Below are 14,806 nucleotides of genomic sequence, written 5' to 3' on the forward strand. Positions count from 1 at the left end.
GTTTCCCGTTTGCCCGGAATTTACCCAGATGGAGGACTGATAGTTGAGCGCGCCTGAGTCGACGACGGCATCCCACCAGAACTACCGCCGCTCGCTCGGAACCATCAGCCTCACCGCTGTCGGTCTGGGCTCGATCATCGGGTCGGGCTGGCTCTTCGGGGCCGAGCGGGCCGCCCGGCTGGCCGGGCCGGCGTCGATCGTCGCGTGGGTGATCGGCGCCGTGGTGGCACTGACCATCGCCCTGACCTACAGCGAGCTGGGGTCGATGTTCCCCAAGGCCGGCGGGATGGTGCGGTACGGGCAGTACTCGCACGGGTCGCTGGCGGGGTACCTGGCCGCCTGGGCGAACTGGATCGCCATCGTCTCGGTGATCCCGGGTGAGGCCACCGCCTCGGTGCAGTACATGAGCTCCTGGCACTTCGGGTGGGCGCAGGGGCTGTTCGACGGCGAGGAGCTGACGATCACGGGGGTGGCGCTGGCCAGTGTGCTGCTGGTCGGGTACTTCCTGCTGAACTGGTTCGCGATCACGCTGTTCGCGAAGACCAACACCGCGATCACCGTGTTCAAGGTGGTCGTACCCGCGCTGACCGCCGGCAGCCTGCTGCTGGCGCACTTCGACACCGCCCACTTCCAGGACCACGGCGGCTTCGCGCCGAACGGCTGGAGCGCGGTGTTCACGGCGGTGGCCGTCTCCGGCATCGTCTGGGCGTTCAACGGGTTCCAGTCCCCGCTCAACCTGGCCGGAGAGGCCCGCAACCCCGGCAGGTCGCTGCCCAAGGCCGTGATCGGGTCGATCCTGATCGCCCTGGTGATCTACGTCGCGCTGCAGGTCGCGTTCCTGGGCGCGGTGCCGACGGCCGACCTGGCCAACGGGTGGAGCGGCCTCGGGTACACCTCGCCGCTGGCCGACCTGTCCATCGCCTGGGGCCTCAACTGGCTCGCCCTGCTGCTCTACGCGGACGCCTTCGTCTCCCCCAGCGGCACCGGCATGATCTACGCCGCCACCACCTCGCGCATGATCCACGGGGTGCAGGAGAACGGGCACCTGCCGGCGGTCTTCGGCCGGGTGGACCGCAAGACCGGCATCCCGCGGCCGGCCCTGCTGCTCAACCTGCTGATCGCCTTCCTGTTCCTGGCGGTCTTCCGCGGCTGGGGCTCGCTCGCCGAGATCGTCTCGGTCGCGACCGTCATCTCCTACATCACCGGCCCGGTCGCCGTGATGGCGCTGCGCCGGCTCGCGCCGGACCTGCCGCGCCCGGTGAAGCTGCGGGCGATGCCGGTGATCGCCCCGGTCGCGATGGTGTTCGGCTCGCTGGTGCTCTACTGGGCGCGCTGGCCGCTGACCGGCAAGGTCATCCTGCTGATGGCCGCCGGTCTGCCGATCTGGGCCTGGTACGAGCTGCGCAGGCCGTGGGCGGAGCTCAAGCCGCACCTGCTGGCCGGCGTCTGGGTGATCGCCTACCTGTTCGTCATGGCCGGCGTGTCCTGGGCCGGCGGCACGGAGTTCGGCGGGCGCGGCTACCTGGCGCCGGGCTGGGACCTGCTGACCGTCGCCGTCATCGCGTTGGCGTTCTACCGGTGGGGGGTGCGCAGCGCCTGGCAGAACCCCTCGCTGGCGCAGGTGCGCCAGGAGCTCACCGCCCCGGCGGAGGTTGCGGGTGCGGGTGCGGCGGGCGACGACGCGCAGCGGCCGGCCGGCGAGCCGGAGGCCGCACGGGTCTGATGCGGCCCGGGTGCGGGGCATTCACGCATGCGCCGACCGGGCCCGCCCGGTCGGCGCATGCGGTGTGTCCGGCCGGGTTCAGCCCCGGCGGGCGCGGCGGATCGCGGAGGTGACCACCGGCGGCAGCAGGTCCCCGGCGACGCGCTTGGCGACGTTGGTCGGGCGGCGGCGCTCGGCGGCCCGGGCGCGGCGCTCCGCGAGGTCCACGGCGGCCTGCTCCTGGGCCCGCTCGACCTCGCGGCGGGCCTCGACCGCCTCACGACGGGCGGCCTCGGCGCTCAGCCGGTCGTAGTGGCGGGAGGCGCGGAACGGCTCGATGCCCTCCGAGGTGCCGGTGATCCGCAGGACGCGCCGCCCGTTCAGGGTCTCCACGCTGAGCTGACAGCCCTCGGCCAGGTCGACCCCGTGCAGCAGGTCCAGCTGGGCCTGGTCCGGGTCCCCCCAGGTGCCGTAGAACTTGCACTCGGTCAGCACGATCGGCTTGAGGCCGTGGTTGAAGACCGCCTCCCAGGTCGCGGCGGCGACCCCGGGCGTGTGCGCGGAGCGGTAGTCGTCCAGGACCACCACGCCCTGCGGGTCCAGTGCCACCCGGGCGACCTGGAGGTCGCCCACCACGTGCTCGTACAGGTGCGAGGCGTCGATGTGGATGAAGCGGAACGAGCCGGCCGCCACCCGGCCGCCGGCCAGGGTCGAGGTCGGCGCCTGGATGATCTCCGGCAGCCGCTCGTGGAAGGAGAGGTAGTTGGACTCGAACGCGGACCGGGTGAGCGTCTTGCGGTAGGACATGTCCATCTCGGCGGCGTTCTCGTCGTCCGGCGCGTCCGAGTCGAAGAGGTCGCAGACCGTGAAGGTCTCGCCGTCCTGCAGGTGCTCGCCGATCACGATGGCGCTGCGGCCCAGGTAGGCGCCCATCTCCAGCAGGTCGCCGGTGAGCTCGGCCTTCTCCTGCCGGCTCAGGAACCATTCGAAGAGATGGCGGTCGTGGTCCCAGAACCAACCGGGTACATCGTCCAGCACGGCGGGCTCGACAAGCCGTGGCTGCTCACCGGTCAACGCGGTGTCGGTCACTGGGATGCTCCTTACGCGGTACGGAGGACCTGCGGGAACGGTCTCGGACTCTCTTCGACGACTCTTTCCGGCGGCGGGAACACCTCGTCCGCGGTCCGGGTGGCCTGCCGTTCTGAGGGAGTCCACGCCACTTCAACCCAACGGCAACAGTAGTCCCACGCGCCCGAGTTCGCTGCAATCTACAGCTCTGCGATCGGCTGTGCGGCGGTTTTCGGCGAGAGAGTTTCGTGGACCGTCACTTCACGACCGGACGGTGAACACGGCAACGCGAACGCAGTTCTCCATCCTGCCGCCTAGCGCCCGGTTTGTCACCATCCGCCGGAATGATCTCCCCCGCTCACGGGGCCCCGCGGCCCAGGGCGCCGCGGCGCCGAGCACAACGGGGGTGCGGGCCGACCGGCCCACACCCCCGCGTACCCGACCGTGCGGCCGTCCGGCCGCACGTGGTCCCACCGTCAGACCAGGTCGACGCCCGGGTAGAGCGGGAAGCCCGCGAGCAGGTCCGCGGCCCGCTTGGCGACGCCGTCGCGCAGCGCCTCGTCCAGCGCGTACTGGGCCTTGGAGGGCGCACCGCCGGGGCCGGCCGCCGGGGTGGTGCCGCGCAGCACGGTGTCGATCAGGCCGGCGATCTCGTCCATCTCCGCGACGCCCAGGCCCCGGGTGGTCAGCGCGGGCGTGCCGATCCGGACGCCGGAGGTGTACCAGGCGCCGTTCGGGTCCTGCGGGACGGAGTTGCGGTTGGTGACGATGCCCGAGTCCAGGAGGGCGGACTCGGCCTGACGGCCCGTCAGGCCGTAGCCGGAGACGTCGGCGAGCACCAGGTGGTTGTCGGTGCCGCCGGTCACCAGGCGGCCGCCGCGGCGCAGCAGCCCCTCGGCGAGCGCCTGCGCGTTGTCGACGACCCGGCGGGCGTAGTCCTGGAACTCCGGGCGGCGGGCCTCGGCGAAGGCGACGGCCTTGGCGGCCATCACGTGCGAGAGCGGGCCGCCGAGGACGAGCGGGCAGCCCCGGTCCACGTGCTCGGCCAGCTCCGAGGTGCAGAGGACCATGCCGCCGCGCGGGCCGCGCAGCGACTTGTGGGTGGTGGTGGTGACGATGTGGGCGTGCGGGACGGGGTCGTGGTCGCCGGTGAGGACCTTGCCCGCGACCAGGCCGGCGAAGTGCGCCATGTCGACCATCAGGGTCGCGCCGACCTCGTCGGCGATCTCGCGCATGAGGCGGAAGTTGACCCGGCGCGGGTAGGCCGAGTAGCCGGCCACCAGGATCAGCGGACGGAACTCCCGGGCGGTGGCGCGCAGGGCGTCGTAGTCGATCAGGCCGGTGGCCGGGTCGGTGCCGTAGCTGCGCTGGTCGAACATCTTGCCGGAGATGTTGGGGCGGAAGCCGTGGGTGAGGTGGCCGCCGGTGTCCAGGGACATGCCGAGCATCCGCTGGTTGCCGAGCTCGCGGCGCAGCTCGGCCCAGTCCTCCTCGGTGAGGTCGTTGACGTTGCGGACCTCGGCGCGCTTGAGGGCGGGGCTCTCCACGCGCTGGGAGAGCACGGCCCAGAAGGCGGTGAGGTTGGCGTCGATGCCGGAGTGCGGCTGGACGTAGGCGTGGTCGGCGCCGAACAGGGCGCGGGCGTGCTCGGCGGCGAGGGACTCGACGGTGTCGACGTTGCGGCAGCCGGCGTAGAAGCGGCGGCCGACGGTGCCCTCGGCGTACTTGTCGCTGAGCCAGTTGCCCATGGCGAGCAGGACGGCGGGGGAGGCGTAGTTCTCGCTGGCGATCAGCTTGAGCGAGGAGCGCTGGTCCTCGATCTCCTGGCCGATGGCGGCGGCGATGCGGGGTTCGACCTCGCGGACGACGTCGAGGGCGCTGCGGAAGGCGGTGTTGGCGGTGGCGCTCGCGGCGGTGTGCGGCTGCCGTGCGGCGTCGGGGGTGCCGGGGATGGCCAAGGCTGTCTCCTCATCGGGATGCGGACGGCCCAGGCGCACGGCAACTGACGTGAGGATTCACGGAGCCGCTTCCCGATGGTTGATTCCATCCCTGCGCGCCAGTCGCGGCTCACCGGGATCGTACCAACGCCCGGCGCGCTGTGGTGGAGATCTCAACATACGGGACAGGGCCCGCCCAGGCGCACCCTTTGCCACTGAATGTCCGTTCTATTGCGACGGCAGTATTGCGGCGGAATGAAGCCGTCATAATCCCCGCAACATTGCCGGAGAGTTCGGGTCGGAATGATTTGCGAAACGCCCGGCGCATCCGATCTGATGGCGTTCGACGGGCCGCCGGGAAACCCCCGGCACCCGTCCGGAAATGCACACCAGCGCACCCTCACCCACGGGGCGGCGGAGAATTCGGGGAGTACGCCTCTCATGGCAGTGGTCGAGACAGTCGCAGAGCCGGCCGCCCAGGCGCCGGCCGCCGCACCGGCCCCGCAGGGCCTGCTGCGCCGGATCCTCCGCACCCGGACCGGCACCGCCGCCCTCACCGTCGTCCTGCTCTTCCTGCTGCTCGCCCTGGCCGCCCCGCTGATCGCCGCGCTGTACGGGCGCAACCCGGTCGAGCACTACGGCCAGAACACTCCCGGCCTGCTCAGCGATGGTGGACTGCCGGTCCTGCCGAACGGCGGGATCTCCGGGGACTTCTGGTTCGGCCTGGAGCCGGGGCTCGGCCGCGACGTGTTCACCCAGCTGCTCCACGGCATGCGCACCTCGCTGCTGATCGCCTTCGCCGCGGCGGCCGTCACCACCGCGCTCGGTGTGCTGGCCGGGGTCGCGGTGGGCTACCTCGGCGGGATCACGGACCGGCTCTTCGGTTTCCTCTCGAATGTGCTGCTGGCTTTTCCGACGCTTCTGCTGCTGCTCTCACTCAGTCCGGTCATCCAGTCCCGGCTGGTCGATCCGGGCGCCGCGGAACCGGAGTGGATGCAGTTCCTGATCCTGATCCTGGTGTTCTCCGCGTTCGGCTGGATTCCGCTCGCGCTTTCCCTGCGCGCCTCCGTGCGGTCGCTTAGGGAAAGGGATTTCGTGCAGTCCGCCCGGGCCCAGGGGGCGAGCGGATTCCATATCGTCTTCCGTGAACTGCTGCCGAACGTCCGGGCGCAGCTGCTGGTGCACGCCACGATGGCGGTGCCGACGTTCGTCGCCACCGAGGCGGTGCTCTCGTTCCTCGGGGTCGGCATCAACGAGCCGGTCCCGGACTGGGGCCGGATGATCGCCCGCGGGTCCGAGGTCTTCCAGGCCGACCCGACGTACATGTTCTTCCCCGGTGTGGCGCTGCTGCTGTTCGTGCTCGCCTTCAACCTGCTCGGGGACGCGGTGCGCGATGCGCTCGATCCGCGGGCCGGCCGCTGACGGCCCTCCCCTCCTCCTTCTTTTTCGCCCGGCTCCCCATTTCACCTAGCCGCCCCGGATCCCGGGGCAAGGAGAGATTCGCCATGCGCTGGATCAAACCGTCCCTTGCCGTCCTCGCCACCGCGCTGCTGGCGACCTCCTGCTCGGCCGGCGCGGGCTCCAGCACCGGCGGGAGCACCGCCGCCAAGGGCACCTCCCCGCTGACCGCCGCGCTCGGCACCGAGAAGGAGAGCGCCGGCCCCGCCCCCGCCGTGCCGGGGGCCCGCGCGGGCGGCACGGTCAACGTCTACAACGCCACCGACTTCCGCCACCTCGACCCGCAGAAGGTGTACGCCGGCGCCGCGTACAACACCTCGCTGCTCTGGGGCCGGCAGCTGACCCAGTACCAGGTGGTGGACGGCACGGCCAGGCTGGTCGGCGACCTCGCCACCGACACCGGGCAGTCCGCCGACGGCGGCCGCACCTGGACGTACCGGCTCAAGGAGGGCGTGGCCTGGGAGGACGGCCAGCCGATCACCTCCCAGCAGGTCCGGTACGGCATCGAGCGCAGCTTCGGCAAGGGCTACGAGGTCGGCCCGCCGTACTGGCCGCAGTGGCTGACCGGCGAGGCCAGCTACGAGGACGCCCGCAAGAAGTACGCCGGCCCGCAGGACGGCGACCTCGCCGCGATCGAGACCCCGGACGACCGCACCCTCGTCTTCCACTTCCCGCAGCCGCAGGCCGACGTGCCGTACATGGCGGCGCAGTCCTCCTCCTCGCCGGTGCGCAAGGACAAGGACACCGGGACGGACTACGACCGGCTGCCGTTCTCCAGCGGTCCCTACCGGATCGCCGAGCACGTCCAGAACACCCGGATGGTGCTGGAGCGCAACCCGCACTGGAAGCCGGAGACCGACCCGATCCGCACCCAGTACCCGGAGAGGTTCGTCTTCAGCTTCGGCAAGGAGGCGCTCAACATCAACCAGGAGATCCTCTCCGGCCGCGACGGCGGCGCCGATGCCACCACCGTCTCCACCGTGCTCTCCCCCGAGCTGTACCAGACCGTCGACACCGACCCGAAGGCCAGGGAGCTGGTGGCCTCCGGTCGGCAGGGCGCCTTCGTCACCCAGCTCGTGGTCAACAACGAGCGGGTGCCGGACGTCGAGGTCCGCCGGGCCCTGCACCTCGCCTACCCGCGCCAGCAGGCCCGGCAGGTCCAGGGCGGCAGCCGGGTCGGCGAGCTGGCCACCACGCTGAGCTCGCCCGCGCTGGTCGACTGGCAGAAGTACGACCTGTACCCGGCCAAGCCGGAGGGCGACCCGGAGGCCGCCAGGCAGGCCCTGGCCAAGGCCGGGCAGGCGCCGGCCGGCCTCACCTACGCGTACGCCAACACCCCCAACGGGCAGCGGGTCGCCCAGGTGCTGGTGGAGGGCTTCGCCAAGGCCGGCATCACCATCGTGCCCAAGCCGGTCGACCCGAAGGCCCTGCTGGACGAGGCGCACCGCCCCGACTCCCCGTACGACCTGTTCGAGGAGACCAGTTCGGTGGACTGGCCGACGCCCTCCACGCTGATCCCGTTCTCCTTCGACGGCCGCGCCAACAGCGACCTCAACTCCGCCCGGTACCACAACGCCGAGGTGGACAAGGAGATCGACCGGATCAACCAGATCGGCGAGCCCCGGCAGAAGGCCAAGGAGCTGTACGCGCTGGAGCAGACCGTGATGAAGGACCTGCCGGTGCTGCCGTTCGCCTACCCGAACATCAACCAGCTGCACGGGAGCAACCTCGGCGGGGCGTTCATCCACCCGATCTACGGGACGGTCGGCCTGGGCTGGGTGTACCTGAAGTCCTGATCGCCCTGATCACCCGGGCCCTGCCAGGCCCGATCCCCTTGGTGGCCCCGGCCGTTGACGCGGCCCGGGCCGCCACCACCCCCGCGCAGCACCGCCTCCCCCGCCTCCTCCCCCGCCCCGACGACCCCGGACCGGCCATGCTCTCCTTCGCCCTGCGGCGGACCCTCCAGGCCCTCGCCGTCCTGGTCGCGGTCTCCGCCGCCGCCTTCGCCCTCTTCTACGCCGCCCCCGCCGACCCGGCCCGCGCCGCCTGCGGCCCGCGCTGCGACTCCGGCCAGGTCGCGGCGGTCCGCCAGAGCATGGGCCTGGACCAGCCGCTGCTCGCCCAGTACACCGACTACCTCACCGGGGTGGTCGCCGGCCGGGACATCAGCGACGTCGACGGCTCGGTCATCCACTGCGGCGCGCCCTGCCTCGGCTACTCCTACCGGCTGCACCAGCCGGTCACCGAGGCGCTGGTCGACCACCTGCCGGTCACCTTCTCGCTCACCGCGGGCGCCCTGGCCGTCCTGCTCGTGCTCGGCCTCGGCACCGGGTTCGTCTCCGCGCTGCGCCACGGCACCCGCACCGACCGGCTGCTGTCCGGCTTCACCCTGGTCGGCGCGAGCGTGCAGATCTACTTCCTCGGGTACGTCGCCCAGTGGGCGCTGGTGTACTCGACCGGCCTGCTTCCGCTGCCCTCGTACACCCCGCCGGCCGACGACCCGGCCGCCTGGGCGGGCGGGATGCTGCTGCCCTGGCTGGTCCTCGGCTTCGTCAACTCGGCCGTGTTCGCGCGGCTCTCCCGCTCCCAGCTGCTGGAGACGATGAACGAGGAGTACGTCCGCACCGCACGCGGCAAGGGCCTCGGCCGGCTGCGCGCCCACCTCAAGTACACCTCGCGGGGCGCCGCCGGACCGCTGGTGCAGCTGCTCGGCCTGGAGGCCGGTGCGCTGCTGGGCGGCGCGGTGATCACCGAGACGGTGTTCGGGCTGAACGGCGTCGGCACCTTCGCGGCCGAGGCGGTCGCGGGCCAGGACCTGCCGGCCGTGGTCGGCGCCGTCCTGCTGGCGGCCTGCTTCGTGGTGCTGTTCGTCGCGCTGGCCGACCTCGCGGTCGCCTGGCTCGACCCGCGCATCCGCCTCAGCTGACCTCGCCTCCCCGCTTCGGAGCCCCCGCCATGACTGCCGTCCCCAGCGCCCCCGGCGCCCCCCTCTCCGACGCTCCCGTCCTCAGCGTCCGCGACCTGTCCGTCACCTTCGCCGACCCGCGCGGCGGCGCCCCCGTCGCCGCCGTCCGCGGCCTCTCCTTCGACCTCGCCCGGGGCGAGGTCCTCGGCCTGGTCGGCGAGTCCGGCTCCGGCAAGTCCGCGACCGGGCTGGCCGTGCTCGGCCTGCACGACCCGCGGACCACCACCGTCACCGGCTCGATCCGGCTCGGCGGCCGGGAACTCGTCGGCGCGCCCGAGTCCGTGCTGCGCGGCGTGCGCGGCGGCCGGGTGGCCCTGGTCTTCCAGGACGCGCTCACCTCGCTCAGCCCGTTCCACGGCGTCGGCGCCCAACTCGCCGAGATGTACCGGCTGCACCACCCGGGCGCGGGCCGGGCCGAGGCCCGCGGGCGGGCGGCCGCGATGCTCGACCGGGTCGGCATCCCGACCGCCCGGATCCGCGACTACCCGCACCAGTTCTCCGGGGGGATGCGCCAGCGGGTGATGATCGCGATGGCGCTGATGAACGACCCGGACGTGCTGATCGCCGACGAGCCGACCACCGCGCTGGACGCCCGGGTGCAGCGCCAGGTCCTCGACCTGCTCGGGGAGTTGCAGCGCGAGCACGGTACGGCCGTCCTGCTGGTCAGCCACGACCTGGGCGTGGTCGCGGGCACCACGGACCGCACGCTGGTGCTGCGCGACGGCGGGCAGGTCGAGTCGGCGCCGACCGCCGAGCTGCTCTCGGCGCCGCAACAGCCCTACACCCGGGCCCTGGTGGGCGCCGCGCTGACCCTGGAGACGGTGCCGGGCACCCCGCTGCCGACGGTTGACGAGCCGTCCCCCTCGTTCTCCTTCGCCGAACGCCCGACGGCCCCGCCGCAGCGCTGGCTGGTCGAGGCGGAGGGGCTCTCGGTGCACTTCCCCGGCCGGCGCGGCGCGCCCGTCCGGGCGGTGGAGGACGTCAGCCTGCGGATCGCGCCCGGCGAGACGCTCGGCCTGGTCGGCGAGTCCGGCTCCGGCAAGTCCACCACCTCCCGGGTGCTGGCCGGGCTGCAGACCCCCACCGCCGGGCGGCTGCGGTACGACGGCGTGGACGCCACCCGCCCCGACCGGGCGCTGCGCAGGCGGCTCAGCCGGGAGATCCAGCTGGTGTTCCAGGACCCGTACGCCTCGCTCAACCCGCGCCGCACCGTCGCCCGGACCCTGGACACCCCGCTGCGGCTGCACACGGCCCTGAGCGCACCCGAGCGGCGGGAGCGCTCCGCCGAGCTGCTGGAGCAGGTCGGCCTGACCGCCGCCCACCTGGACCGCTACCCGCACGAGTTCTCCGGCGGCCAGCGCCAGCGGATCGGCATCGCCCGGGCCCTCGCACCCGAACCGCGCCTGATCATCGCCGACGAGCCGGTCTCCGCGCTGGACGTCTCGGTGCAGGCCCAGGTGCTCAACCTGCTGATGGAGCTGCGCGACCGGCTGGGCGTCGCCTTCCTGTTCGTCTCCCACGACCTCGCGGTGGTCCGGCACTTCTGCGACCGCGTGGCCGTGATGCGCCACGGCCGCCTGGTCGAGAGCACCGACCGCGACCGGCTGTTCACCGCCCCGCACACCGACTACACCAGGGAGCTGCTCGCCGCCGCGCACTGAGGTCGGCCCCCGGCGGCCGGGGGCCGACCGCGCTCAGCGGATCGTCGCGAAGGCCTCGTCGATCGCCGCACAGGCCGCCTCCACGTCGTCCGCGGTCACCGCGGCCGAGACGAACCAGCAGGCCAGCCCGTAGGCGTTCACATGGATGCCGCGTTCCAACAGGGCGTGCCGGAAGGCGTCGTAGCGCCGCTGGTCCAGGGTGAGGGTGTCGCGGTACTGCCGGGTCGGGGCGCCGTCGGCGGAGAACACCACCTGGAACATCGCGCCGACGCCCTGGACCGCGCACGGGACCCCGTGGTCGCGGGAGGCCCGGCGGACGGCGGTCATGACGCGTCGGCCGGCCTCGTCGATCCACCCGGTGACCGCCGGATCGGCGAGCCGGGTGAGCGTCACCAGGGCGGCGGTGGCGCACAGCGGGGAGCCGTTGTAGGTGCCGCCGTGCTTGACCCGGTTGGCGGCGACCTCGCCCATGATGTCGGCCCGGCCGGCGAAGGCCGCGATGGGCAGGCCGCCACCGAGCGCCTTGGAGTAGACCGCCAGGTCGGGGACGACTCCGAACAGCGACTGCGCGCCGCCCGGTCCGGTCCGGAAGCCGGTGCAGACCTCGTCGAAGACCAGCACCACCCCCCGCCTGGTGCACTCCTCGCGCAGCAGCTCCAGGAAACCCGGATCCGGCATGGTACAGGCGTTGTTGGCCACGATCGGCTCGCAGATCACCGCCGCGAGCTCACCACGATGGGCGTCCAGCGCAGTACGGAAGGCGTCCTGGTCGTTCCACGGGCAGACCACCACGTCGTCCACCACCCCCGCCGGAATGCCCGGCGAGTGCGGCACCGCGGCCGGCGCCTCGTACGGGCCCACCTCGGCGGCGGTGGGCCGGTTGGAGATCGCCAGCGCGTCCACCCAACCGTGGTAGTGCCCTTCGAACTTGAGAATCCTGGACCGGCCGGTGAAACCGCGGGCCGCCCGGACCGCGCCCTGGATCGCCTCCGAGCCGGAGTTGGCGTAACGCACCAGATCGGCGCAGGGCACCATCTTCTGGATCTGCTCGGCCAGTTCGACCTCCGGCAGGTTGCAGGTGCCGAACATCGTGCCGGTCCGCAGGACCTCGCCCAGGGCCCGGGTGATCTCCGGGTCGGCGTGGCCGACCACCGCGCTGCCGTAGGAGATCAGGAAGTCCACGTACTCGTTTCCGTCGGCGTCCCAGATGTGCGCCCCGGAGCCGCGTTCAATGTACAGCGGGTACGGGTGCGGGCCGGTGGAGGTGATCCGGGAGGACGAACTGACACCTCCGGCAAGGGACTTCTTCGCCCGATCAAACAGGGCCCGGCTGGTCTCGGTCCGCGGCCCCACCGGCGTCCCGGAGTCGGGGCCGGCGCCGAAGGTCTGCTGAGTGGTCATCTGCTCTTCCTGTCCCAGTAGTTCGGATCCCATGGCGCGGATCCCGTGGTCCGGGCCGCTTGCCGGTCCGGCCGCCGCGCGGCGCCCGCCCCCTGACCGGATCGGCACTCTTGACGGCGGCCGCCGTCATCCAAAAACTGATCTCTCGTCATGTCCCCGTAATGTCAGAGGAGTTGCATCGATGGCTGCGAAGGTCTCCGTGGTGACCGGGGCGGGCAGCAATGTCGGCCGGGCCTGCGCCCTGGCGCTGGCGGCGGACGGCTGGACGGTCGTCCTGGTCGGTCGCCGCAAGGAGGCACTGGAGGAGACCGCCCGGCTCGCCGGGGCCCCGTTCGCCGACCGGCTGGTGCCGATCCCGGCCGACATCACCGACCCGGGGGCCGTGACCGACCTGTTCGCCCAGGTCGCCCTGCGCTTCGGCCGGCTCGACCTGCTGTTCAACAACGCGGCCGACACCATGCCCTACCTCCCCACCGAGGACGTCGCCGTCGAGGACTGGAACCGGGTGCTCGGCTCCATCGCCACCGGCGGCTTCCTCTGCGCCCAGGCCGCGTACCGGATGATGAAGGAGCAGTCGCCGCGCGGCGGGCGGATCATCAACAACGGCGCACCGTCGGCCCACGTCCCCCGCCCCGACTCGATCGCGTTCACCGCCGCCAAGCACGCGGTGGCCGGACTGACCAAGTCGCTCTCCCTGGACGGCCGCCGGTACGACATCGCCTGCGGGCAGATCGACATCGGCAACGTGACGCCCCAGGACCGGGAGCAGCCCGCCGCTCGGCAGGCCGACGGCAGCCTCAGGGTCGAGCCGACCATGGACGTCCGCCATGTGGCGCAGCTGGTGGTGGCGATGGCGGCCCTCCCCCCGGGGGTCAACATCCCGTCGGTCACGGTGATGCCGAGCGCCATGCCGTACAACGCCGGCCGGGGCTAGGTGTCTGACGGTTCCCGCCTGCGGTCCGGCGCCGGGGCGTGTGCCGGCGCCGGGGCGGCGGGGTCGGGAAGGCCCGCGACATACGCCTCGATCTCGACGCCCGGACCGAGCCTGCCGTACAGCTCCCAGGCGATCATGCGGTGCAGGCCGTCGAGATGGGTCAGCCCGTCCGCCCGCAGCAGCCCTTGGTAGTCGGTGCTGCCGATGGCCGGGACGCTCAGGAAGACCGGGGTGAAGGGGGCCTCGGCCTGGCGGCGCAGCTTGCGGGCGCAGGAGGGGTTCAGCCCGTTGTAGCCGCCGCCGATCCCACGCAGCCGGACCACTGCTTCGGCAACGGTCATCCCGGTCGCGGGGACGAGCTCCAGCTCGCCGCCCTCGCCGAGGTGCCAGGGCAGCACGGTGTCCAGCACGTCCGCGCGGTCGAGCAGGACCCGCCCCCAGCCGCCGAACATCCCCTCGGCGGTGAGCAGATGCGCGTCGCCGTCGCTGTTGGAGTTGTCCTCGTGCTCCCTGTCCACCGGGTGGTCCCGCCGGTAGCGGCCGAGTACGGTATCGAAATCGATCCGGTCGAGAATTCTCATCGGGCGGCAGATCCATTCGTTGTCGGGCGGGTCGGGTGCGGATACGGGTGCGGCGTTTCGGATTTCCTTCAGCTCGGCCGAACGTATTCCGTGAAGTGTCGCTCGGCGAACAGCTCGGGCCACCGGCCGCCGTCCAGTCCGAGCTCCCGGCCGCGGGCCAGCAGGTGCCGCCAGTAGGGCTTCACCGGCGGCCAGCTGACGCCGCACTGACAGTACGAGCTGTCCACCATGTACCGCTCGCGGCGCTGACCTGCGGGTGAGGGGCGCCGGGCGTGGAAGAGCGCCGAGTGGAGGAGGACGGTGGAGCCGGCCGGAAGTTCCTCGATCACCACCTCGCCGGGGAGTTCGACGGTGCCGAGATGGGCTCTCGCGCGCTTTCCGGCCACCTCCCGGTGTGAGCCGGGCAGGACGGCGAGCGCACCCACCGTCCGGTCGAGTCCGCCGAGATAGTGCAGGGCGTGGATCATGATTTTCGAGCGGTCGGCCAGCGGGCCCTGTTCGTAGTCGTGGTGCCATTCCTTGCCGGCCGCCCCCGGAGCCTGGCGATTGCTGTGCATGTGGTGGAAGACGAACTCCGGACCGACCAGCCGGGATATTATCGATAGCAGTGGCGGGTATCCGGCCAGTTCACCGTGGGCGGTCAGCTCTATCTCCAGGAGGCCTGGGGTCCCGGACGGCTCCGGGTCGAGGCAGGCCGCGATCGAGCGGTCCCGAAGGCCGGAGTCCACCCATCGGTCGACCTCCGGCTCCAGCCGTCCGACCAGTTCCGCCGGAAGAAATCCGGGAAGTACCAGAAAGCCGAGCTCGAAAAAGTCCGCGACCTGATCGGATTCGAGCGCAAGGGTGCCTTGGTTGTCCATTCTCCGGGCTCCCGCAGGGTTGTCTGTACCGTCGGCCTCCCTGGTCAGCGGCCATGGCGGCGGCCGAGCAGGAAAGCCCTGGGAACGTCTTGCGATGAGCGGTTGCGCGCTCGCGTTACCCGGCGCGCCACCTGAATTCCACCGAACAGATACTAGGAATATCCCGGAATCCCCGGACCCATGCGGCACGCCGGGACAATGACCGGATGTCTTCGCTCTGGCCGGGATCCATCCGGATC

At 71.9% G+C, this 14,806-nt stretch carries 11 protein-coding genes and 1 riboswitch; of the genes, 6 read left to right on the plus strand and 5 right to left on the minus strand.

Annotated elements, in window-relative coordinates; genetic code table 11:
* The first annotated feature begins 43 nt into the window (after window positions 1–43).
* Window positions 44–1,723, plus strand: coding sequence for an APC family permease (locus ACGFZP_RS11690; protein ID WP_392931155.1), 1,680 nt, complete (start codon window positions 44–46; stop codon window positions 1,721–1,723).
* Between the two features lie 78 nt (window positions 1,724–1,801).
* On the opposite strand, the gene ACGFZP_RS11695 is transcribed toward ACGFZP_RS11690, so the two are convergent.
* Together ACGFZP_RS11695 and ACGFZP_RS11700 are read right to left on the minus strand one after the other, a co-directional pair.
* Window positions 1,802–2,791: a class I SAM-dependent methyltransferase gene (locus ACGFZP_RS11695; RefSeq protein ID WP_392931157.1), complete on the minus strand. Its 990-nt coding sequence runs from the start codon at window positions 2,789–2,791 to the stop codon at window positions 1,802–1,804.
* A 455-nt stretch (window positions 2,792–3,246) separates the two neighbouring features.
* Window positions 3,247–4,722 (minus strand): glycine hydroxymethyltransferase, encoded by a 1,476-nt coding sequence (locus tag ACGFZP_RS11700; protein ID WP_392932220.1) that lies wholly within the window; start codon window positions 4,720–4,722, stop codon window positions 3,247–3,249.
* A gap of 26 nt (window positions 4,723–4,748) precedes the next feature.
* Window positions 4,749–4,844: riboswitch (ZMP/ZTP riboswitch) on the minus strand.
* 304 nt (window positions 4,845–5,148) lie between these two features.
* Here ACGFZP_RS11700 and ACGFZP_RS11705 point away from each other — a divergent pair.
* The 4 genes from ACGFZP_RS11705 (at window position 5,149) to ACGFZP_RS11720 (ending at window position 10,791) form a co-directional block, all read left to right on the plus strand.
* Window positions 5,149–6,129 carry an ABC transporter permease gene (locus ACGFZP_RS11705; RefSeq protein WP_392931158.1) on the plus strand — a complete coding sequence of 327 codons (981 nt, stop codon included), beginning with the start codon at window positions 5,149–5,151 and terminating at the stop codon, window positions 6,127–6,129.
* 83 nt (window positions 6,130–6,212) lie between these two features.
* Complete coding sequence (locus ACGFZP_RS11710) at window positions 6,213–7,961, plus strand: ABC transporter substrate-binding protein (RefSeq protein WP_392931160.1); 1,749 nt, start codon at window positions 6,213–6,215, stop codon at window positions 7,959–7,961.
* 41 nt (window positions 7,962–8,002) lie between these two features.
* Window positions 8,003–9,091, plus strand: a complete 1,089-nt coding sequence (locus tag ACGFZP_RS11715) for an ABC transporter permease (protein ID WP_392931162.1) — start codon at window positions 8,003–8,005, stop codon at window positions 9,089–9,091.
* Window positions 9,092–9,120: 29 nt separating this feature from the next.
* The gene (locus ACGFZP_RS11720; RefSeq protein WP_392931164.1) at window positions 9,121–10,791 is read left to right on the plus strand and encodes a dipeptide ABC transporter ATP-binding protein; all 1,671 of its coding nucleotides are present in this window, start codon (window positions 9,121–9,123) and stop codon (window positions 10,789–10,791) included.
* A 33-nt stretch (window positions 10,792–10,824) separates the two neighbouring features.
* Here ACGFZP_RS11720 and ACGFZP_RS11725 read toward each other — a convergent pair whose 3' ends face one another.
* Complete coding sequence (locus ACGFZP_RS11725) at window positions 10,825–12,192, minus strand: aspartate aminotransferase family protein (protein ID WP_392931166.1); 1,368 nt, start codon at window positions 12,190–12,192, stop codon at window positions 10,825–10,827.
* Between the two features lie 181 nt (window positions 12,193–12,373).
* On the opposite strand from ACGFZP_RS11725, the gene ACGFZP_RS11730 reads away from it, so the two are divergent.
* Window positions 12,374–13,126: an SDR family oxidoreductase gene (locus tag ACGFZP_RS11730; protein WP_392931168.1), complete on the plus strand. Its 753-nt coding sequence runs from the start codon at window positions 12,374–12,376 to the stop codon at window positions 13,124–13,126.
* Here the strand turns inward: ACGFZP_RS11730 and ACGFZP_RS11735 are convergent.
* A complete protein-coding gene (locus ACGFZP_RS11735) occupies window positions 13,123–13,707 on the minus strand; it encodes a DUF6309 family protein (RefSeq protein ID WP_392931170.1) in 585 nt (194 codons plus the stop codon). The two genes, ACGFZP_RS11730 and ACGFZP_RS11735, sit on opposite strands and share 4 nt — an antisense overlap.
* Window positions 13,708–13,775: 68 nt before the next feature.
* Complete coding sequence (locus ACGFZP_RS11740; RefSeq protein ID WP_392931172.1) at window positions 13,776–14,567, minus strand: phytanoyl-CoA dioxygenase family protein; 792 nt, start codon at window positions 14,565–14,567, stop codon at window positions 13,776–13,778.
* Window positions 14,568–14,806 lie beyond the last annotated feature (239 nt).

Origin of the sequence: Kitasatospora sp. NPDC048239 (assembly GCF_043202015.1) — a bacterium.
Taxonomy (GTDB): Bacteria; Actinomycetota; Actinomycetes; order Streptomycetales; family Streptomycetaceae; genus Kitasatospora.

Bases quoted from the DNA above. Each gene is read 5' to 3' on its own strand.
- ACGFZP_RS11705 (WP_392931158.1), top strand. From the start codon at position 5,149: ATGGCAGTGGTCGAGACAGTCGCAGAGCCGGCCGCCCAGGCGCCGGCC.
- ACGFZP_RS11710 (WP_392931160.1), top strand. From the start codon at position 6,213: ATGCGCTGGATCAAACCGTCCCTTGCCGTCCTCGCCACCGCGCTGCTG.
- ACGFZP_RS11720 (WP_392931164.1), top strand. From the start codon at position 9,121: ATGACTGCCGTCCCCAGCGCCCCCGGCGCCCCCCTCTCCGACGCTCCC.
- ACGFZP_RS11725 (WP_392931166.1), bottom strand. From the start codon at position 12,192: ATGACCACTCAGCAGACCTTCGGCGCCGGCCCCGACTCCGGGACGCCG.
- ACGFZP_RS11730 (WP_392931168.1), top strand. From the start codon at position 12,374: ATGGCTGCGAAGGTCTCCGTGGTGACCGGGGCGGGCAGCAATGTCGGC.
- ACGFZP_RS11735 (WP_392931170.1), bottom strand. From the start codon at position 13,707: ATGAGAATTCTCGACCGGATCGATTTCGATACCGTACTCGGCCGCTAC.
- ACGFZP_RS11740 (WP_392931172.1), bottom strand. From the start codon at position 14,567: ATGGACAACCAAGGCACCCTTGCGCTCGAATCCGATCAGGTCGCGGAC.